15 protein-coding genes and 1 pseudogene are annotated in these 20,579 nt (G+C 64.1%); 7 read left to right on the top strand and 9 right to left on the bottom strand.

The window, feature by feature from the left end; genetic code table 11:
• Positions 1-83: 83 nt before the first annotated feature.
• A pseudogene (locus tag CV770_RS25480) lies at positions 84-976 on the bottom strand (LysR family transcriptional regulator).
• 104 nt (positions 977-1,080) lie between these two features.
• On the opposite strand from CV770_RS25480, the gene CV770_RS25485 reads away from it, so the two are divergent.
• Together CV770_RS25485 and CV770_RS25490 are read left to right on the top strand one after the other, a co-directional pair.
• A complete protein-coding gene (locus CV770_RS25485) occupies positions 1,081-1,950 on the top strand; it encodes an SDR family oxidoreductase (RefSeq protein ID WP_104464316.1) in 870 nt (289 codons plus the stop codon).
• 41 nt (positions 1,951-1,991) lie between these two features.
• Entirely contained in the window at positions 1,992-2,657 is a 666-nt protein-coding gene (locus CV770_RS25490) for an NAD(P)-dependent oxidoreductase (RefSeq protein WP_104464317.1), read from the top strand.
• A gap of 37 nt (positions 2,658-2,694) precedes the next feature.
• On the opposite strand, the gene CV770_RS25495 is transcribed toward CV770_RS25490, so the two are convergent.
• Both CV770_RS25495 and lepA read right to left on the bottom strand, forming a co-directional pair.
• Positions 2,695-3,915, bottom strand: coding sequence for an MFS transporter (locus CV770_RS25495; protein ID WP_104464318.1), 1,221 nt, complete (start codon positions 3,913-3,915; stop codon positions 2,695-2,697).
• A 390-nt stretch (positions 3,916-4,305) separates the two neighbouring features.
• Positions 4,306-6,117: a translation elongation factor 4 gene (gene lepA, locus CV770_RS25500; RefSeq protein WP_104464319.1), complete on the bottom strand. Its 1,812-nt coding sequence runs from the start codon at positions 6,115-6,117 to the stop codon at positions 4,306-4,308.
• A gap of 114 nt (positions 6,118-6,231) precedes the next feature.
• Here lepA and CV770_RS25505 point away from each other — a divergent pair, with 114 nt between their 5' ends.
• On the top strand, positions 6,232-7,857 hold the full coding sequence (locus CV770_RS25505) for a glycosyltransferase family 39 protein (RefSeq protein WP_104464320.1): 1,626 nt from the start codon (positions 6,232-6,234) through the stop codon (positions 7,855-7,857).
• A gap of 112 nt (positions 7,858-7,969) precedes the next feature.
• Here CV770_RS25505 and CV770_RS25510 read toward each other — a convergent pair whose 3' ends face one another.
• From CV770_RS25510 to CV770_RS25530, 5 genes are all read right to left on the bottom strand, one after another.
• Complete coding sequence (locus tag CV770_RS25510) at positions 7,970-8,287, bottom strand: HPr family phosphocarrier protein (protein ID WP_104464321.1); 318 nt, start codon at positions 8,285-8,287, stop codon at positions 7,970-7,972.
• Positions 8,284-8,685, bottom strand: a complete 402-nt coding sequence (locus tag CV770_RS25515) for a PTS sugar transporter subunit IIA (protein WP_007597752.1) — start codon at positions 8,683-8,685, stop codon at positions 8,284-8,286. The genes CV770_RS25510 and CV770_RS25515 overlap by 4 nt, the downstream gene beginning before the upstream one ends.
• A 133-nt stretch (positions 8,686-8,818) precedes the next feature.
• Positions 8,819-9,343: an HPr kinase/phosphorylase gene (locus tag CV770_RS25520; RefSeq protein ID WP_104464322.1), complete on the bottom strand. Its 525-nt coding sequence runs from the start codon at positions 9,341-9,343 to the stop codon at positions 8,819-8,821.
• Positions 9,340-11,136: a sensor histidine kinase gene (locus CV770_RS25525; protein ID WP_201760035.1), complete on the bottom strand. Its 1,797-nt coding sequence runs from the start codon at positions 11,134-11,136 to the stop codon at positions 9,340-9,342. The genes CV770_RS25520 and CV770_RS25525 overlap by 4 nt, the downstream gene beginning before the upstream one ends.
• A gap of 218 nt (positions 11,137-11,354) precedes the next feature.
• Positions 11,355-12,056 (bottom strand): response regulator transcription factor, encoded by a 702-nt coding sequence (locus CV770_RS25530; protein ID WP_008542552.1) that lies wholly within the window; start codon positions 12,054-12,056, stop codon positions 11,355-11,357.
• A 241-nt stretch (positions 12,057-12,297) separates the two neighbouring features.
• Between CV770_RS25530 and CV770_RS25535 the strand changes: the two genes are divergently transcribed.
• From CV770_RS25535 to CV770_RS25545, 3 genes are all read left to right on the top strand, one after another.
• Positions 12,298-13,032: a HugZ family pyridoxamine 5'-phosphate oxidase gene (locus tag CV770_RS25535; protein ID WP_104464323.1), complete on the top strand. Its 735-nt coding sequence runs from the start codon at positions 12,298-12,300 to the stop codon at positions 13,030-13,032.
• A gap of 76 nt (positions 13,033-13,108) precedes the next feature.
• Entirely contained in the window at positions 13,109-15,703 is a 2,595-nt protein-coding gene (locus CV770_RS25540; RefSeq protein WP_104464324.1) for a CHAT domain-containing tetratricopeptide repeat protein, read from the top strand.
• 285 nt (positions 15,704-15,988) lie between these two features.
• Entirely contained in the window at positions 15,989-17,605 is a 1,617-nt protein-coding gene (locus CV770_RS25545) for a phosphoenolpyruvate carboxykinase (RefSeq protein WP_091959907.1), read from the top strand.
• A gap of 81 nt (positions 17,606-17,686) precedes the next feature.
• On the opposite strand, the gene CV770_RS25550 is transcribed toward CV770_RS25545, so the two are convergent.
• The gene (locus CV770_RS25550) at positions 17,687-18,574 is read right to left on the bottom strand and encodes a helix-turn-helix domain-containing protein (protein WP_104464325.1); all 888 of its coding nucleotides are present in this window, start codon (positions 18,572-18,574) and stop codon (positions 17,687-17,689) included.
• A gap of 334 nt (positions 18,575-18,908) precedes the next feature.
• Here CV770_RS25550 and CV770_RS25555 point away from each other — a divergent pair, with 334 nt between their 5' ends.
• Entirely contained in the window at positions 18,909-20,549 is a 1,641-nt protein-coding gene (locus tag CV770_RS25555) for a flavin-containing monooxygenase (protein WP_104464326.1), read from the top strand.
• Positions 20,550-20,579 lie beyond the last annotated feature (30 nt).

The following is a 20,579-nucleotide window of genomic DNA, read 5'->3' on the forward strand; positions in this document are numbered from 1 at the left end:
GTGGTCTATTTGGCGGGGAGGATCAAGGTTCGGAGCGGCGGTTCACTTCGCTTCGAGGGCCGCATTCAGAGAACCTGCAAGTCTTACCCATCGACATAGGCTGCCAGTTCGTCCGGCGTTCCCGTGGGAAAGGCATCTTTGAGATAATCGAGAAAGGCGGATACACGAGCGCTCAGCAGTCGTCGCGATGGGTAGAGTGCCCATAAGGCGATCTCCGGTCCATCGACGTCGCCCCAATGCACAAGCGTGCCGGCCGCGAGATCTTGGCTCACGAGCGACACCGGCAATCGGCCGGCGCCCACACCTGCCCGCACTGCGTCGCGAACCATGACAAGCGACGACAAGCGAAGGACCGGATCAACTTTAACTCGCGGTGGCCAGCCGGTGCCGTCATCTCCCAGATGGCGGTCTGGTCGCTCGCCCCGCGTACTACCACGGGAACAGCGATATCGCCCGCGGGTGGAGCAAGTTGCGGGCTTGCGACGACCACCAGCCGATCGCGCAGGAAAATTCGTCCGACGAGGCTCTCATCCGGATTCGGATTGACCCGGATCACGAGGTCATAACCTTCCTCCACCATGTCGACGGCCCGGTCTTCCGTCGTGATCTCGAGCCGGACCTCCGGATATCTGAGCGCGAACCCGGCGGCGAGCTTGCCCATGGCGGTTTGCGAGATGAGCAATGGCGCGCTGATCCGCAAACTGCCTCGTGGCCTGTCTCCACCTGAAGCGATCGCGGTTGCCGTCTCGTCAAGCTCGGCGAGCAATGCCGCCGTCCGCTCGTACAGCGCCCGGCCTTCCTCGGTGAGCTTCAGCAAGCGTGCTCCGCGCTCGAAAAGGCGCAGATCGAGGCTGCTCTCCAGTTCCGCCACCCGGCGGGAAAGCGTTGCTTTTGGGCGCCCGGCAGCCCGGGCGGCCCGTCCGAACCCTCCGTGCCGGGCCACCAGGTTGAAATCGGCAAGTGCGAGCAGGTCCATTCGTTCCACCAGTAAGACAGTCTGTCCAGATATAGCGTCTATTGGTTCGAATTTGGATCGCTAGTTTCCGGGTGTCTTCCAACCCCAAACCCGGAGTGATCCCCATGACCATCCTCGTTACCGGCGCCACAGGCGCCGTCGGCCGCCAGGTCGTCGAACAGCTCGTCAAGCGCGGCGCCGACGTGCGCGCGCTCGTCCGCGATCCCGCGAAAGCCAGCTTCCCAGCAGGCGTCACGGTCGCGCAAGGCGATCTGCTCGACGTCGATGCGCTTCGCGACGCTCTCGCAGGTGTCTCCACCTTATTCCTGCTCAACGCAGTCGTGCCGGATGAATTCACGCAGGCGCTGATCACGCTTAACCTGGCCCGCCAGGCCGGCGTTGAACGGGTCGTCTATCTCTCGGTGATCCACAGCGACCTCTACGTGAACGTGCCGCACTTAGCGGGCAAGTTCGGCGTCGAGCGGATGATCGAGCAGATGGGCTTCAATGCCACCATCCTGCGCCCTGCCTACTTCATGCAGAACGATCTCACGATCAAGGACGTGGTGACCGGATACGGCGTCTACCCGATGCCGATCGGCAGCAAAGGCCTCGCCATGATCGACGTGCGCGACATCGGCGAGATCGCAGCCCTCGAGCTGGTTCACCGCGAGCAGTCCGCAGGACCACTGCCGCTGGACCGCATCAATCTCGTCGGTCCCCACACGCTGACCGGCGCAGATGTCGCCGGCATCTGGTCGGACGTGCTGGGGCGCACGATCGCCTATGGCGGCGACGATACGGCCAGCTTCGAGAAGAATCTCAGGCAGTTCATGCCGGGCTGGATGGCGTTCGACATGCGGCTGATGAGCGAACGCTTCCTCACCGATGGAATGATCCCCGACGCGGGCGACGTCGAACGCTTGACGGCGCTTCTGGGCCGCCCCTTGCGCTCCTATCGCGACTTCGCGTCCGGGAGCGCGGCCTCGGCCTGAGGCACGAGCGCGCTCCAACCACGACGACAAGGAATTCCATCATGATCAGTTCTGCGGATGATAATGCCAGGGCCCCATTGAAGGTGCTGGTTCTTGGAGCAACCGGCCCTACCGGGCGTCGGATCGTCAGCCAGGCTCTGGCGCGAGGACATCAAGTGACCGCGCTGGTGCGGTCACCCGGGAAGGCGGGCGACCTGAGCGGCGCAAGAGTCGTCGTTGGAGACGCTCGCGACGAGAAAGCATTGCGTGAGGCCGTCTCTGGCCAGGACGTCGTCGTCAGCGCGCTCGGTACCCCAGCGAGCCTATTCCGCGAAGTGACGCTGCTCTCGACGGCGACGCGCGCGCTCGTGAACGCGATGAAGGCCGAGCAAGTCTTCCGGCTGGTCTGCATCACGGGGATCGGCGCGGGAGACAGTGCCGGCCATGGCGGCTTCGTCTTTGACCACGTGATTTTCCCGCTGCTTCTGCGCAAGGTTTATGCCGACAAGAACCGGCAGGAAGCGATCGTCAGAAACAGCGGGCTCGACTGGATTCTCGTTCGCCCCGCCGTCCTGAACGACAAGTCCGGCCGCGGCGCGATCCGGGCGCTCAGCGATCTCGGCGGCTTCAATGGCGGAGCCATCTCGCGAGAAGATGTTGCGGCATTCGTGCTGGACCAAATGCAGGTCGACACCTGGCTGCATCGTTCGCCGTTGATCACGTGGTGAGCGCGTGATCAACGGTTGGCCGTTGCACGTTGCCTCCTCACGCCGCAGCGCGGCCCAGGTCGAGCGATGGCCTGCGTTTCGTCGGGAAGCTCAGCGCCACCGCGACGGCGGCCAGCCCGATCGCGAAGGAGCCGACATGCAGCCATGTGTAGCGCTGGAAATTGTCGAACACGAGCCCGCCGGCCCACGGTCCGAGCGCCATGCCGAGGCTGGCGAAGGCCGACACCGCGCCGAACACGGTGCCCATGATGCGCGCGCCGAAGAATTCGCGGACCAGCACCGCATAGAGCGGCATCACCCCGCCATAGGCGAGGCCGAACACCACCGACAACGCGTAGAATTCGCCGAGCTGCGCCACTGCGAGATAGGTCGCGATGCACATCGCCTGCACGAGCAGGCCGCCGACCAGCACGGGCTTCGCGCCGATGCGATCGGCGAGGGCGCCCAGCAGCAGGCGGCCGCCGAGGCCTGAGACGCCGGCGACGCTGTAGACCGTCACCGCCGTGAGCGGAGCGATGCCGCACACCATCGCATAGGACACCATGTGGAAGATCGGGCCGGAATGCGCGGCGCAGCAGGCGAAATGCGCCGCCGCGAGCGCGATGAATTGCGGCGTGCGCAGCGCCTGCGCCGCGGTCAGCTCGACCTCTGGCGCTGCGTTTGAGGTGGCGGCGCCCGACGTTGTCGGCGCCGGACGCACCAGGAAGCAGGCCGGGATCAGCAACGCCCACGCAGCGATGCCGATCACCAGCATCGCGGTGCGCCAGTCATAGGCGGTGATCAGCCAGCTCGCGGTCGGCGCGATCGTCACCGGCGACACGCCCATGCCGGCGGAGACCAGCGCCACGGCAAGGCTCCGGTTGGTCTCGATCCACGCGCTCGCGAGCGCCATCATCGGCGCGTAGAAGCTGCCGGCCGCGATGCCGATCAGCACGCCGAAGCAAAGCTGGAACTGCCACAGGCTTGTCGCCTGGCTCGCAGTGACGAGGCCGAGCCCCAGCAGAATGCTTCCCGCGAGCACCACGATGCGGGTGCCGAACCGATCCGACAGCGCACCCCACAGGAACGCGGCAAATCCCATGAAGAGGAAATCCAGCGTCGCCGCCGCCGAGACCCCGGCGCGCGACCAGCCCATCGCCTCCGAGATCGGCTGCAGAAACACCGCCAGCGACAGCATCGTGCCGAACCCGACGCAAGTCATCAGCGCACCCGCGGCGACAACGACCCAGCCATAGTCGAAGCGTGACGGCTTGCTCATGGGTTTCCTCAGCGCTGTTGGTTTTGTTGGTGATGCGCGCGGGGATGGTGGCCTATCAGACGGCGGAGGGCAAGGCTGGCGGCTACGCGTTTTCGTAACCGTCGTCATTCCGGGGCGCGCCACTTGGCGCGAACCCGGAATCCATCTCTCTGCGTTACCTACTGTGCGAGGGATTCTCAGATGCGCAATTGCGCAATGCCATCATGCCGCTGTTTTGCCCGATGGGTCTATTTGATTTCTAAAAAATCGAAACCCCAATCCAAACAAGCCCTCGTCTACTGTGCATGGGGTTGTTTTCGATATTTTTGTTTTGCCGGGTCCCCGAACGCAAATGCCCGGGACGAGCCCGGGCATGACGGCGGCTGATGTAACTGTAAAAGCCAGCCCGCCTCAGCCATCCACCTTCAGCGCGGCAATGAAAGCTTCCTGCGGGATGTCGACCTTGCCGAACTGCCGCATCTTCTTCTTGCCTTCCTTCTGCTTCTCCAGAAGCTTGCGCTTACGCGTGATGTCGCCGCCGTAGCATTTTGCGGTGACGTCCTTGCGCAGGGCGCGGACCGTCTCGCGGGCGATCACCTTGCCGCCGATCGCGGCCTGGATCGGGATCTGGAACATGTGCGGCGGGATCAGCTCCTTCATCTTCTCGACCATGGCACGGCCGCGCCCCTCCGCGCGGGTGCGGTGAACCAGCATCGAGAGCGCGTCGACCGGCTCGTTGTTGACGAGGATCTGCATCTTGACGAGGTCGGCCGGCTTGTAGTCGGTGAGATGATAGTCGAACGAGGCGTAGCCCTTGGAGACCGACTTGAGGCGGTCGTAGAAGTCGAACACGACTTCGTTGAGCGGCAAATCGTATTTCACCATCGCGCGGGAGCCGACATAGGTCAGCTCCTTCTGCGAGCCGCGGCGGTCCTGGCACAGCTTCAGCACGCTGCCGAGATATTCGTCGGGCGTCATGATCGTGGCTTCGATCCAGGGCTCCTGGATCTCGGCGATCTTGACCACGTCGGGCATGTCGACGGGATTGTGGATCTCGATCTCGGTGCCGTCGGTCAGCTTCATCTTGTAGATGACGCTCGGCGCGGTCGCGATCAGATTGAGATCGAACTCGCGCGACAGCCGCTCCTGGATGATCTCGAGATGCAACAGGCCGAGGAAGCCGCAGCGGAAGCCGAAGCCGAGCGCGGCCGAGGTTTCCATCTCGAACGAGAAGCTGGCGTCGTTGAGGCGCAGCTTGCCCATGGCGCCGCGCAGCGTTTCGAAATCGTCGGCGTCGACCGGGAACAGGCCGCAGAACACCACCGGGATGGCCGGCTTGAAGCCCGGCAGCATCTCCGTCACCGGCTTCCTGTCGTCGGTGATGGTGTCGCCGACGCGGGTGTCGGCGACTTCCTTGATCGCGGCGGTGATGAAGCCGATCTCGCCGGGGCCGAGCTCGTCGACCTGCTGCATCTTCGGCGTGAAGAAGCCGACGCGCTCGACGTCATAGGCGGCGCCCGTGCCCATCATGCGCACGCGGCTGCCCTTCTTCATGACGCCGTCGACGACACGGATGAGAACGACGACGCCGAGATAGACGTCGTACCAGCTGTCGACCAGCAGCGCCTTCAAGGTCGCATTGCGGTCGCCCTTCGGCGGCGGCAGGCGCGTAACGATGGCTTCCAGCACGTCGGGCACGCCAAGGCCCGTCTTGGCCGAGATCATCACCGCGTCGGAGGCATCGATGCCGATGACATCCTCGATCTGCTGCTTGATCTTCTCGGGCTCGGCCGCGGGAAGATCGACCTTGTTCAGGACCGGGACGATCTCGTGATTGTTGTCGAGCGCCTGGTAGACGTTGGCGAGCGTCTGCGCCTCGACGCCCTGGCTGGCGTCGACCACCAGCAGGGAACCTTCGCAGGCCGCCAGCGACCGCGAGACTTCGTAGGCGAAGTCGACATGGCCGGGCGTGTCCATCAGGTTGAAGATGTAATCCTTGCCGTCCTTGGCGCGGTACGACAGGCGCACCGTCTGCGCCTTGATGGTGATGCCGCGCTCGCGCTCGATGTCCATGGAATCGAGCACCTGCTCCTTGCCCGCCATTTCGCGGTCGGAGAGGCCGCCGGTCATCTGGATCAGACGGTCGGCCAGCGTCGATTTGCCATGGTCGATATGGGCGACGATGGAGAAATTGCGGATGTTGGAAATAGGGACGGTCGTCATGGGCGCGGGATACCACTCACATCCCCGTGCGGCAACCATATTGCTGTAATTTCAGGGCCTTTGTTCACGCCAAGCTGATTCCACGATGGGCCAAAACGCGCTAGGCAAGCGCCCATGTCGACCACGTCTCTTCCCACCCCTGGAGTGCGCACGAAGGCCCGCCTGAGCTTTGGCCGCTTCCAGGCCTGGCTGGTTGCCTGCGCGGTCCGTCCCGAGGCGAGATTGTGGCTGGTGATCCAGCTCGCCATCCTCCATGCGGTGCTCTGGACCTTCATCCTGATCAATCTCAAGGCTGCGCAGGACGTTCACATGGACGTCGCAGAAGCCTATGGCTGGGGCCAGAAATTCCTGTGGGGCTATGGCAAGCATCCGCCGCTGTCGGGCTGGGTCGCCGGGCTCTGGTTCAAGCTGTTCCCGGCGGCGGACTGGGCGACCTATGCGTTGGCGATGGCGACGGTCAGCGCCGGCATGGTGATCTGCTGGCTGGTTGCCTTGCGCGTGGTGGACGCGCGGCGCGCGTTCCTGGTCGTGGTGATGGTCGCGCTCTACCCGATCTTCAATTTCAAGGGGTTCAAGTACAACCCGGACCTGCTCCAGCTCGTCACGCTGCCGCTGCTGGTGCTCGCTTATCTCAACGCGTTCGAGAAGCGGAGCTGGCAGTCCGGCGTCCTACTCGGCCTTGCCGGCGCGCTGGCGCTGATGACCAAATATTGGGTGCTGACCATGATCGGCGCCATCGGGCTTGCCGCGCTGATCCATCCGGAGCGGATGAGATTTTTGGGTTCGCCGGCGCCGTGGGTCGCGATTGTGACGATGGTCGTGGCGATGATCCCGCACGTGGTCTGGCTGGCCGAGGCGCATTTCGTGCCGCTGACCTATGCCGGCGACACTTACAGCCTCGCGGACAGCGGCCAGGTGCACCAGCTCGTCACCGGCTACATGCTGCATAATCTCGGACTGCTGGCATTGCCGGTGGCACTGGCCGGGCTCGCGATGGCGCTGGTGCCGCCGTCGTTCACATTGCTGCTGCGCGCGCCCTTGCGCATCGTCACGCGCGCCTGGGCGCGCGGCGCCAATTCCGGCGTCAATGTCTCGCAGGCGCTGAACGTGTGGATGATCCAGATCATCGTCGCATTCGGCCCGCCGCTCGGCGCGCTGGTCTTCGGCGTCTACCTGAAGACTGATTGGGGCATCTCGCTGTTCTTCCTGGTGCCGCTCGCGCTGGTCGCGATCCCCACGCTGCGGGTGCAGGGCGCGAGCCTGTTCAACATCGTCGCGATCTGGCTCGTGCTCAGCGTCGCCACGCTCGCCGCCTCGCCCTGGATCGCCGCGCGCGAGATGACGGCCAATGCCGGCAACACGGCGACCTATGGCGCGCGCTCCGAGCTCGCGCGCGAGCTGACCCAGGCCTGGCACGCGCGCTTCGCCTCGCGCTGGGCAGTCGTTGCGGGAACGATGGAGACGATCCAGCCGATCGTGTTCTACAGCCCCGATCACCCCAGCCCGTTCACGCCGAACGAAGCCTGGGCCTCCGGACTGACCTCGCTCGACGACGTCAAGCGATACGGCTTTATCGGCGTGGTCGATGCGACCGACGAACGCCTGCCCAAGTTCGAGAAGTGGATTTCGGAGGTCGCGCCGAACGCCGAGCGCGTGGTGATGACCACGCGCCGCTTCACCCACGGCAAGGCCGGCCCCGCGATGAGCTGGAACGTCTACATCGCGCCGCCGGCGAAGTGAGAGGTGCCGTAGGGTGGGCAAAGCGCAGCGTGCCCACGTCTGATGAGTTCGTGGGCACGGCGCTTCCGCGCCTTTGCCCACCCTACGGCACTACGGCAACCGAGCGCGCGGCTCAGATCCCTTCCTCGTTGAACTTGCTTTCAACGAGTTCGGCGATCGCCGCGAGCGCGGCTTCGGCATCCGCGCCGGCGGCGGCGACGGTGATCGTCGTGCCCGGTCCTGCGGCAAGCATCATCAGGCCCATGATCGAGGTGCCGCCGACCGTCTCGCCGCCGCGCGTCACCCAGACCTGCGCATCGAAGCGCTCGACGGCCTGGACGAATTTCGCGGAGGCGCGGGCGTGCAGGCCGCGTTTGTTGATGATCAGGAGGTCTTTGGAAATCGCGCCCGCGGGCACGCCTGTCCCCGCTTGTGGCGCCTCGTCGCTCATTTGCCGGCGAGCACGCGGCTGGCGATGGTGACGTATTTGCGTCCCGCTTCCTGGGCCATCGCGATCGCGTCGGGCAGCGGACGCTCCTCGCGCACCTTGGCGAGCTTGACCAGCATGGGCAGGTTGATGCCCGCGAGCACCTCGACCTTGGGCCTGCTCATGCAGGATATTGCAAGGTTCGACGGCGTGCCGCCGAACATGTCGGTGAGGATCGCAACGCCGTCGCCGGAATCGACGCGGTTAACCGCCTCGATGATGTCACTTCGGCAGAGATCGGAATCATCTTCGGCACCGATCGTGATCGCTTCGATTTGCTTTTGTGGGCCCATGACATGTTCAAGCGCTGCCTTGAATTCGTCGGCAAGGCGCCCGTGGGTCACAAGTACTAGACCAATCATCGGAAAACTCCTCGCGGGCGCTTTTGGTGCACCGCACGAACGCGCCACTTTGACCATCCAGAGCCCCTGCGCAAGAGGGGATGTTGCGTATCTCCCTGAATCTAGACGGATGGATGAGGGGAGCTGCGCCGGTCTATTCGGTCGCGATAGTGGGGTTCATATGGTTACCATTTCCCTTCAAACAATCGCCCGAGGGGTTAACGGAAGATGAACTCTTGGTAGTGGTCAAGGCCGCGACAACCAATGGGAGGGGTGAATATTCGCGGCCAACAGGGATTCGCGGTATTTCGACACCGGAAATGATGGTTTTCAGCGAATCCGCCGCAGGCAGGCGCTCGGCGTCCGCGGCATCCAGATCGACCACGAGACCGACGGTCGCATGCTCCACGAAGTCGCAGCGGCGGATCCCGAGGCCCCGGATCTCGATCAGGCCAGCCAATACCGGCGCGGGGCGGACTTCAATTTCATCGCCGAGTGTCGCCAGATGGACACGGTCATCCCCGACCAGAACGGCCCTTTCGATCACGCCCGAGCGTCCGGCCATGATCAAATCAAAGGCAAGGCGCGACTTGCCGGAGCCCGAGGGACCGCGGATCAGCACCGCCCGTTGTCCGACCTTGACTGCGGAGGCGTGAACGCTGGGCCCGCCGTCGTTCATAGCGCCGGCAGCCTCACCACGAAGCGCGCGCCCGCGACCGTCGGCACGCCCTCGTCATCCGGCGGGCCTGCGCGGTTCTCGGCCCAGATGCGCCCGCCATGGGCGTCGATGATCTGCTTGGAGATCGACAGGCCGAGGCCGGAGTTCTGGCCAAAACCCTGATGCGGACGGTCGGTGTAGAAGCGCTCGAAGATGCGTTCCAGCGCGTCGTCGCGAATGCCGGGCCCGTCATCGTCGACCACGATCTCGATCTCCCCGCGCGCGCGACGGCAGGTGAGGCGCACCTTGCTGCCGGGTTCGGAGAACGACTGCGCGTTGGACAGCAGGTTGGATACCACTTGCCCGAGCCGTGAATCGTGGCCGCTCACGGCGAAGGTGTCGGTCGGGCTGCGGCCCTCGAAGCGCGTCTCGACCGCGACGTCGTGGCCGAGCTTGGTCTCGTTGGCGACAGACACCAGCGTCGTCAGCAGACGGCGCAAATCGACCGGGATCGCATCCTGGCGCTGCAATTCGGCATCGAGGCGGCTTGCGTCGGAGATGTCGGAGATGAGGCGGTCGAGCCGCTTGACGTCGTGCTCGATCACCTCGAGCAGGCGTGCGCGGCTGTTCTCGTTGCGCGCCAGCGGCAGCGTCTCGACCGCCGAGCGCAGCGAGGTCAGCGGGTTCTTCAATTCGTGGGCGACGTCGGCAGCGAACATCTCGATCGCCTCGATGCGGCTGTAGAGCGCGCTCGTCATGTCGCGCAGGGCGCCGGAGAGATGGCCGATCTCGTCGCGGCGGCGGGTGAAATCGGGGATCTCGATGCGGGCCTTGATGCGGCGGCGGACGCGCTCGGCGCTGTCGGCAAGCCGGCGCACGGGCCCGGCGATCGTGCTCGCAAGCAGCAGCGACAGCATGATCATGACGGCGGCCGCGACGCCGCCGACTTTCAGGATGGCGAGGCGTTCGGCAGTGACCATCTGGTCGATGTCGTCGCCTTGCGTCGACAGCATCAGCGCGCCGTGGATCGCGCGCGAGCGCAGCACGGGGACCGCGACCGAGACGATCACCTCGCCGCGGGCATTGACCCGCACCATCGATCGCTTCTGGCCCTGGAGCGCATCGCCCACCTCGGCATAGCCGTTGCCGTTCTCGGGGCCGAGCTCGCGATAGAGCGGCAGGTCGCCGCGGTTCAGCCAGGTGCGCACCGCGACCATGCCGCGCTCGACGAAGCCGGGCTTCTCCGCCGGCGGCGGCAGGTCGAGGCGCAGCACGTTTTCGAGGTTGCGGCTGTCGAGCAGCAGGCTGCCGTTCGGATCGTAGATGCGCGCGCGCGTCTTGGTCGGCGAGATCAGCGTGCGCAGCACTGGCGCGACGCGCTCCGGATTGATCGGGAAGTCCAGCGGCGAATACTCGTCCGAGCCGCCATAGGTCTCGCCCGGCTTGAGGTCGAGCAGCCGGTCGGGATCGATGGTGATGGCGTTGGTCTGCACGGTGGCGGAGGCCGCGATCGCGCCGGCGATGATCTCGGCCTGCACCAGGAGGCTCTGCGCCCGCGCGTCGATCAGGCCGGCGCGGAATTGCGACAGATACAGGATGCTCGCCACCAGCGCGACGAGGCCGGCGAGGTTGAGCGAGACGATGCGGCGGGTCAGGCTGGAGAAGGACAGCGCGAAGAAGAATTGCCCGGCGCGCTTGAGCCAATTCAGCGGTCGGAAGCCCTGCGGCTTGTCTTCGGCAAATTGCTCCGGAACGCCGTCGGATGTGATCTCCCCGGCGCTCTGGTTCTCGTCAGGCTGCGTTCGGTCAAGCAATGCTTACGCCCGCGTTAGGACAGCTCGTGGCAATGGTCCCCGCATTCTAGAGCATGATCCGGAAAAGTGTGCAGCGGTTTTCCGAGCGGATCATGCTCAAACGATAAACCCAAAGTGCGACGACGATTCCCCAATCTCGTCGCGCTTTGGAGCCATCCCGGTCCCGATGAAATCAGAACCGGCGATGCTCTCAGTCTTTCGTGAAGGCGCCTCGCGCCTCAGGCTTCCTTGAAGCGGTAGCCGACGCCGTAGAGCGTCTCGATCATCTCGAACTCGTTGTCGACCACCTTGAACTTCTTGCGTAGCCGCTTGATGTGGCTGTCGATGGTGCGGTCGTCGACATAGACTTGGTCGTCATAGGCGGCGTCCATCAGCGCGTTGCGGCTCTTCACCACGCCGGGCCGGGTCGCGAGCGCCTGCAGGATCAGGAATTCGGTGACGGTCAGCGTTACCGGCTCGTTCTTCCAGGTGCAGGTATGCCGTTCCGGATCCATGCGCAAAAGGCCGCGGTCGAGCGCCTTGGCATCGTTCTCCTTCGGCGCGACGGTCGGGTCCTTCGGCGCCGAGCGGCGCAGCACCGCCTTGACGCGCTCGACCAGGAGGCGCTGCGAGAACGGTTTGCGGATGAAATCGTCGGCGCCCATCTTGAGGCCGAACAGCTCGTCGATCTCCTCGTCCTTGGAGGTCAGGAAGATCACCGGCAGGTCGGACTTCTGCCTGAGCCGGCGCAGCGTCTCCATGCCGTCCATGCGCGGCATCTTGATGTCGAGGATGGCGAGATCGGGCTGGGTGGTGCGGAAACCGTCAAGCGCGGAAGCGCCGTCGGTGTAGGTCATGATGCGATAGCCTTCGGCTTCCAGCGCGATCGAGACGGATGTGAGAATGTTGCGGTCGTCGTCGACCAAAGCGATTGTGGGCATGAGCCTCTGCTTTCTGCTTTCCGTTTGGGTCGTGGCTTGAAACGGCGAGCAATCCACTGATGCGCCGCATACATGGGTGCCGATGTCGGCGTTCGAACCTTGTCACCGAGCAATGCAAGCTGGGCTGAAGTGTGACCAAGTTCCACGAAACACGGCAGATTCGCCGCATGTCGACCCATAACCAGGCCCCCGTTTACCCGAAAAAAGGCCCCCCTTGCAACCACCTGAGCCGAGAAAGCCGATGCAACCGACCCCTGATTTCGACCCGGCAAAGCTCGCCAAATCCCTGCTGCGGCGATCGCGGCAGGGGGCGCTGGCCACTCTCATGGCCGGCAGCGGCGACCCCTATTGTTCCCTGGTCAATCTGGCCAGCCATCCCGACGGCTCCCCGATCCTGCTGATCTCGGGCCTCGCCGTGCATACAAGGAACCTTCTCGCCGACAGCAGGGTCTCCCTGATGCTGGACGAGCGGGTGGCGGGCGATCCGCTGGAAGGCGCCCGGATCATGCTGTCCGGCCGGGCGGAGCAGGCTGATGCCGAGAAGGACTTGCTCCAGCGACGGTATCTCAATGCGCATCCGTCGGCGGAAGGCTTTGTTTCCTTTAAGGATTTCTCTTTCTTCCGGATCCGCCCCGCGGGAACTCATTTGGTCGCCGGCTTCGGCCGGATCGTTGATCTCAAGCCCGCCCAGTTCCTCACGGACCTTACCGGCGCCGAAGATCTGCTGGCGGCGGAGGAGGGGGCGGTCGCGCATATGAACGCCGATCATCGCGACGCCATGGGCCTCTATGCGACAAAGCTCCTTGGCGCTGCCGCGGGGGACTGGCGCTGCACCGGCTGCGATCCGGAAGGTCTCGACATGCAGGACGGCCAGACCGCGCTGCGGCTGGACTTCCCGGAGCGGGTGACGGACGGCACGTCGCTGCGCAAGATGCTGGTCCGCCTCGCTGGCGAAGCCCGCATGAAGATGGACTAGAACGCAACAATTTGAACGCCGCGACCCATCGCTGCGACCCAAGACGGTCAGGTCTTAAGGCTCGCAGCGAGGGTTCATGACGCGTCGTCGTTTGGCATTGGCTGCGGGTCTGGCGCTGGCGATCACCACGTCGCTTGCCACGCCCGGTCTTGCCCAGAAGAGCGATCTGTCGGCGCAGAGCGGGCGCATCAATGCGCTCCGGAGCGCCGGCAAATATGCGGAGGCGCTGCCGCTGGCGCAGGCCATGGTGGCCTCGCTCGAGAAGACCAGCAACAACCGCGACCTCGCCGCGGCGCTCAACAATCTCGGTCAGATTTACGCCGACCAGGGCCACGACGATCAGGCCGAGCCGCTCTACAAACGCGCCATCGCGCTGATGGAGAAAGGGACCGGTCAGGGCAGCGTCGAGATTGGGCCGCTCCTGAACAATCTTGCGGCGCTCTATCAGCGGCAGAGCCGCTTCACCGAAGCCGAACCGCTGTTCAAGCGTGCGCTGGCCGTTCGCGAAAAGGCGCTGTCGCGCGAGCATCCCGATGTCGGCCAGGCCCTCAACAATCTCGCCACGCTCTACGTGAAGCAGGAGCATTTTGCCGACGCCGAGCCGCTGTTTCAGCGTGCCCTCGCGATCTATCAGAAGGCCGCCGGGCCCGAGCATCCCGCGGTTGCCACCGTCCTGAACAATCTCGGCCAGGTCGATCGCGACCTCAACCGCGATGCCGACGCCGAAGCGCCGATCAAGCGCTCGCTCGCGATCCGCGAAAAGGTGCTGGGGGCGGATCATCCCGACGTGGCGCGCTCGCTCAACAATCTCGCCGGGCTCTACGAGCACCAGCAGCGCAATGCCGAGGCCGAGCCGCTCTATCGCCGCGCGCTTGCCATCCGTGAGCGAGCACTCGGACCTGACCATCCCGATGTCGCGACCTCGACCAGCAATCTCGCTTATTTCCTTCAGGTGTCGGGCCGCACTGCTGAGGCCTTGCCGTTTGCGCAGAAGACGCTTGCCGCCAACCGCGCGCAGCTGCGCGTCGTGCTGCCGGTGCTTTTCGCTGCACGTCAGCAAACTTTGCTGGCGAGCGACAGGGCGCTGGATGACGCGCTCGGCGCGATTCAGCGCGGCACGCAATCTTCCGCCGCCTCTGCCGTGAACAAGCTCGCGGTGCGATTGGCCGCCGGCAGCGACCGGCTCGCCGAGCTGGTGCGTCGGGATCAGGATCTCGCGGCCGAGGCCGAGGCGCTCGACAAGGCGATCATCACCGCCGTGTCGAAGCAATCGGCGCAGCGGGACGTCGCGGCCGAGCAGCGCAGCCGCGCGCGGATCGCTGCGACTGCAAGCGAACGCGCGGGCCTGCAGAAGACGCTCACGCTCGAGTTTCCCGACTACGCCTCGCTCTCCAACCCGCTGCCGCTGGCGGTCAAGGACATCCAGCCGCTGCTGTCGGCCGATGAGGCGATGGTGATCTATTCCGTCGTCGACAAGCGGAGCTATGTCATCGCGATCACGCGCGATGGCACCGACTGGAAGGAGATCTCGCTCGGCGCGGACGCGATGGCGCGGAAGGTGTCGGCTTTCCGCAGGGGGCTGGATGTCGGCAAGGCGCGCGATGCCTCCGGCAAATCGGGGCTGTTCGATCTTGCGCTCGCGAACGAGCTCTATGTCGCACTGCTCGGCCCGGTCGAGGCGTTGACGAAGGACAAGCGCAATCTCCTGGTCGTGCCATCGGCGGCGCTGACCGCATTGCCGTTTCATCTGCTGGTGACGGAGAAGCCGCAGGCTGCGATCCCGGACAGGCTCGAAGGTTATCGCGGCGCCGCCTGGCTGCTGCGGCGTCAGGCCGTCTCGGTGCTGCCGTCGGTGATCAGCCTGAAATCGCTGCGCGCCTTCGCGCGCAAGGATCAGGGCGCAAAGCCGATGACCGGCTTCGGCGATCCCGTTTTCAACCCCGCAGCCGAAGGGCCCGCCGACCGTCGCGCCGCAGGCGGCAAGGTCGCGGCGCGCAGCATTGCGACGATTGCCTATACCGATTTCTGGCGCGGCGCCGGGGTCGACCGCGCGCGGCTTGCGCAGGCGCTGCCGCAACTGCCCGATACCGCCGATGAGCTGAACGCCGTGGCGAGAGATGTCGGCGCCACTGATGCCGACATCCATCTCGGACGCGATGCCAGCGAAACGACGCTGAAGCGTGCAGCGCTTGCTCAATACGGCATCATCTATTTTGCCACCCACGGTCTCGTTGCCGGCGACGTCAAGGGACTGGGCGAGCCCTCGCTTGCATTGTCCATTCCCGATCAGCCGACTGAGCTCGACGACGGCCTCCTGACCGCGAGCGAAGTGGCCCAGCTCAAGCTCAACGCCGATTGGGTGGTGCTGTCCGCCTGCAACACCATCGCCGGCGACAAGCCCGGGGCCGAAGCGCTGTCGGGATTGGCGCGCTCCTTCTTCTATGCCGGTGCCCGCGCGCTGCTGGTCTCGCATTGGGCCGTGGATTCGGAAGCCGCCACCCGCCTCACCACATCGACGTTCGAGCTGCTCAAGAACGAACCGAAAATCGGTCGCGCCGAAGCCTTGCGCCGCGCGATGTTAACGTTTGTCGACGACAGCTCGTCACCGCGCAACGCCTACCCGGCGATGTGGGGACCGTTCGCGCTCATTGGCGAAGGCGAGGTACGATAAGCCGGCAGCCGGAATTGTGCGTCGCAAAAACCATGATCAACGCCGAATTCCGCGTTTGGTTGCGCGATCATTCGTGATTTTTTGATGCAGCTGCTCAGAGCTGGCATGCGCGACGTTTGGCGCGGTCCTTGAATAAACCAAATCCTGCGGGATCAGCTTGGCAACGCCAGCGTTCATCATTATTAGGTCGCCCAGTCGAGGCCGGTTGGCCTATAAATCACGGTGACCGCGATGGTGATGAAGTTCTGGTCGCGCTGAATGTCGCGGGTTCTAGGAGGATTTTTCGTGCAAGAGACGGGCGTGCGCAACGGTGCCTTCGGCGCCGACAAGTTCGGTTTAAAGAATCTCGAGCAGGTTCACTGGAACCTCGGTGCGCCGCAACTCTATCAATACTCGCTCACTGCGGGTGAGGCGGTGCTGTCCGCTGACGGCGCACTCTGCGCCGACACCGGCGAGTTCACCGGGCGCAGCCCAAAGGACAAGTTCACGGTGCGTGACGCCACCACCGACAAGAAGATGTGGTGGGCCGGCAACCAGTCCATCACCGCAGAACAGTTTGAGACGCTCTATCAGGACTTCCTCAAGCACGCCGAAGGCAAGAAGCTGTTCGCGCAGGATCTCTACGGCGGCGCCGACCCGGCCTACCGGATCAAGACGCGCGTCTTCACCGAGCTCGCCTGGCACTCGCTGTTCATCCGCACGCTGCTGATTCGCCCCGAGGCGATCGAGCTGCCGACCTTCGTGCCGGAGCTCACCATCATCGACATGCCGAGCTTCCGCGCCGATCCCAAACGTCACGGCTGCAAGTCGGAGAACGTCGTCGCGATCGATTTCGCCCGCAAGATCGTCCTGATCGGCGGGTCTTATTATGCCGGCGAGATGAAGAAGTCGGTCTTCACCACGCTGAACTATTATCTGCCCGAGCGCGGCGTGATGCCGATGCATTGCTCGGCCAATGTCGGCGCCAAGGGCGACGCGGCGATCTTCTTCGGCCTCTCCGGCACCGGCAAGACCACGCTGTCGGCCGATCCGAACCGCACGCTGATCGGCGACGACGAGCACGGCTGGGGCCCGAACGGCGTCTTCAACTTCGAAGGCGGCTGCTACGCCAAGTGCATCAAGCTGTCGCAGGAAGCCGAACCCGAGATCTTCGCGGCCTCGACCCGCTTCGGCGCGGTGCTCGAGAACTGCGTGCTCGACGAAGACACCCGCGTGGTGGATTTCGACGACGGCTCCAAGACCGAGAACACGCGCTCGGCCTATCCGCTCGACTTCATCCCGAACGCCTCGCGCACCGGTCGGGCGCCGCAGCCGAAGAATGTGGTGATGCTCGCCGCCGACGCCTTCGGCGTGCTGCCGCCGATCGCAAAGCTCTCGCCGGCGCAGGCGATGTATCACTTCCTGTCCGGCTACACCGCCAAGGTCGCGGGCACCGAGCGCGGTCTCGGCAACGAGCCGCAGCCGGAATTCTCGACCTGCTTCGGCTCGCCCTTCCTGCCGCTCGACCCCAGCGTCTACGGCAACATGCTGCGCGATCTCATTGCCCAGCACAATGTCGATTGCTGGCTGGTCAACACGGGTTGGACCGGCGGCAAGTATGGTGTCGGCTCGCGCATGCCGATCAAGGTGACGCGCGCGCTTCTCACCGCCGCGCTCGACGGCTCGCTTCGCAATGTCGAATTCCGCACCGACAAGTATTTTGGCTTCGCGGTCCCGACCGCGCTGCCCGGCGTGCCGGCCGAGATCCTCAACCCGGTCAACACCTGGAAGGACAAGGACGAGTTCGACAAGACCGCCCGCGCGCTGGTCGGCATGTTCCAGAAGAACTTTGCCAAGTTCGAAGCCCAGGTGGACGCCGAGGTGCGCGCCGCCGCGCCGGACGTGAAGCTCGCGGCTGAGTAAGTTTTCGCAGGACGTGATTGACGAGAAAGGGCGGCTTGATCAGCCGCCCTTTCTTTTACGGCCTGAGCATCGTCAGGCTGCCTAGCCCGTGCATTGCTTGCGATATTCTGCGGGAGTCGCACTCATGTGCCGGCGAAAGATCCGGTTGAGATGGCTCTGGTCGGAGAATCCGCTCAACAGGGCGATCTCCTTCAGTGCAAGGCGGTCCTTGCGCAGATGTTCGCAGGCGCGCTTCACCTTGCGGGTGAGGACGTAGGCGTGCGGGCGCATGCCATAATGCACCTGAAACTTGCGGGTGAACTGCACCGGCGTGCAGTTGCAGATGTTGGCCAGTTCGTCGAGCGTGATGTTCCGGGAAATGTTCTGCTCGATATAATCCTCGATCATTCGCGCATGCGCCGGCCTGAAGGGCCCTTGCGCACAGGGCAGCTTGAATTGCACTGAGGCGTATTTTCGCAGGATGTGAACGCTCGCCTGAAGTGCCATGGCATCGTAGCAGAGCCGGCCGCCCGGACCTCCTGTGGAAACCTCCTGCACCATCTGGTCAGCAATCCAGGTCAGGACCGGATCCTCGATCCTGAGCAGATCATGAAGCTCGACGCTTTCGGTATCCCGATCAAAAGCCTCGCTTGCGGTCTTCGCCATGAGACTAGGCGAGATGTAGAGATGACTGACTTCGATGTCATGGCACCATCGCCAGTTCGAAGCTTCCGCGCGCGTCAGCAGCGTCGTGACGCCGCGGCCGACTTGATCCTGCTTCCAGGATCCGGTCACGCGGCGTTTCATCGCCGTGGTGCCTTCGCGATAGATCACGATCAGAAAGTTATCGGACGGCGGCACCCAGATATCGGATGGCGCATAGCGGAACACGCGCAGCCGAAAATCGGCTTTTCCCACCGCCGAACTGTCCAGCATCATTTCGCCGGGAGCATAGCGTGGCAGCTCCTCGACCGTGATGAACTGCCCCATCGCGCGAGCCTCCTCCCTGGAGTTTTGGCATGGTCGACTGCTTGTTGTTCTCATTGGCCGATCGGCAAGGCAGCAGCATAGGCCGGATTTGCCATTTGCCAAGCGAGCTCGGGCGAGGTCGGCGCCGGCCTTCGGCTTCATTCAAAGGATTGTCGGTTTTGTTCAAGCCGGGAACGCAGCCCGCCTCATAGCCTCCCTCGCGTTCCGGGCAAGTGCGGAAGAACGGTGAAAAGCCGCAAGCGCTTGCGGGACCGACAAATGACGCGATGCACGACCATCCGATCACACGACGGGTGGGAATGCCGCGCGCTCTGGGAAGACCTAGGAGGGAAAAATGGCAGAAACGGCGACCAAACCCAATGGAAGCAATGGCGCGCATGTAACGGCGAAATTCGACGCGGTGGTTGTTGGAGCCGGCGTCGCCGGGCTCTATCAGCTCTACCGTTTGCGCGAACAGGGATTGAAGGTCAGGGCGATTGACGCAGGCGCAGGCGTGGGCGGCACCTGGTATTGGAATCGCTATCCCGGCGCCCGCTTCGATTCAGAGAGCCACATCTACCAGTATCTGTTCTCCGAGGAGCTCTACAAGGGATGGAGCTGGAGCGAGAAATTCCCCGGCCAGCCGGAAATCGAGCGCTGGCTCAACTACATCGCCGACCGCCTCGATCTGCGCAAGGACATCCAGTTCGGGACGATCGTCAAAAGCGCTCATTTCAACGAAGCCACACAGCGCTGGCTGGTCACGACCGACAGGGGTGACGTGATCGACACCCAGTTTCTGATCACCTGTTGCGGCATGCTCTCCGCCCCGCACGTATCGTTTCCGGGACAGGAGACGTTCAAGGGGCAGCTGTTCCACACGGCGCGCTGGCCCAAGGAGCCGGTCGAATTCGGCGGCAAGCGCGTCGGCGTTATCGGCAACGGCGCAACCGGCATTCAGGTCATCCAGACGATCGCTGGCGAGGTCGGTCATCTGAAAGTCTTTGTTCGCACGCCGCAATACATGATTCCGATGAAGAATCCCAAGTACAGCGAGGAAGATGCGGAGGCCTACAAGTCGAAATTCCAGCACCTCACGGAGCGCCTGCCGCATACCTTCACCGGATTCGAATACGATTTCGAGCACGCCTGGGCCGGCCTGACGCCGGAGCGGCGCCGGGAGGTGATCGAGGATTGCTGGAACGACGGCTCCCTGAAGCTGTGGATATCGTCCTTCGCCGAGTTGTTCTTCGACGCCGAGGTCAACGCCGAAATCTCGGGCTTCGTGCGCGAGAAGATGCGCGAGCGACTGAAGGATCCAAAGCTGTGCGATGCCTTGATTCCGGCCGACTACGGTTTCGGGACGCATCGGGTGCCACTGGAGCAGAACTTCCTCGAGGCCTTCCATCGCCCCAATGTCGAGATCGTCAGCGTCAAGGCCAATCCGATCGAACGCGTGACACCCACGGGTATCCAGACCGCGGACGGGACGATCCACGAGCTCGACGTCATCGTTCTGGCGACTGGATTCGACGCCGGAACCGGCGCGTTGACGCGCATCGATATCAGGGGCCGCGGTGGGCGGTCGCTGAAGGAGGATTGGAGCAAGGATATCCGCACCACGATGGGCCTGCAGGTTCACGGCTATCCGAACCTGTTCACGACGGCGGTGCCGCTGGCTCCGTCGGCTGCGCTCTGTAACATGACCACCTGTCTCCAGCAGCAGGTCGAATGGATCGACGATTGCATCAGGTTCGTGCGTACGAAGAACCTGAAGGTGGTTGAGCCGACCAAGGATGCCGAAGACGGATGGGTGGCGCATCACGATGAGATCGCCAATGCGACGCTGATCGCGAAGACCGATTCCTGGTACCTGGGCTCGAACGTCGAAGGCAAACCGCGCCGCGTTCTGTCCTACTGCGGCGGCGTCGGCGCCTACCGGCAGAAATGCAACGAGGTCGCTGCCAGCGGCTACCAGGGTTTTACCATGAATTGAGTGCTCGCCAGCCGCTGCATCGACGGAATT

The organism is Bradyrhizobium sp. AC87j1, assembly GCF_002936975.1.
Lineage (GTDB): Bacteria > Pseudomonadota > Alphaproteobacteria > Rhizobiales > Xanthobacteraceae > Bradyrhizobium > Bradyrhizobium shewense.